Source organism: Bacillus sp. SIMBA_154 (assembly GCF_046536015.1).
GTDB classification, from domain to species: domain Bacteria; phylum Bacillota; class Bacilli; order Bacillales; family Bacillaceae; genus Bacillus; species Bacillus pumilus_P.
Map to the genome: position 1 here is coordinate 1 of NZ_JAWJBV010000247.1, position 274 is coordinate 274.

1 protein-coding gene is annotated in these 274 nt (G+C 55.1%); it reads right to left on the bottom strand.

Annotation, left to right across the window (positions count from 1 at the left end; genetic code table 11):
- Window positions 1-274 (bottom strand): TonB-dependent receptor domain-containing protein (locus tag R0K30_RS21905; RefSeq protein WP_410612939.1); only part of this gene is annotated, 274 nt, incomplete at both ends.

Below are 274 nucleotides of genomic sequence, written 5' to 3' on the forward strand. Positions count from 1 at the left end.
TCGTTGATATTGAAAGTGTAACCCGCCCCGACCTGCCAGTTCGGCAGAAGCTCGCCGGTGATCTCGGCATCGAAGCCTTTGCTGACAATCTTGCCACCGTCTTCGTAGCAGCATGGGTTGCCGATCACGGTTTCGGAATTGAGCAGCATGGCCTCGTTCTCGCGCTTGGTGTAGTAGACCGCCAGCGAGAGGTTGGCTTTTTTGTCGAACAACTCGGCTTTAGTGCCCACCTCATAAGTATCACCCGTCATAGGCTTGAGCGACTGGTGATCGG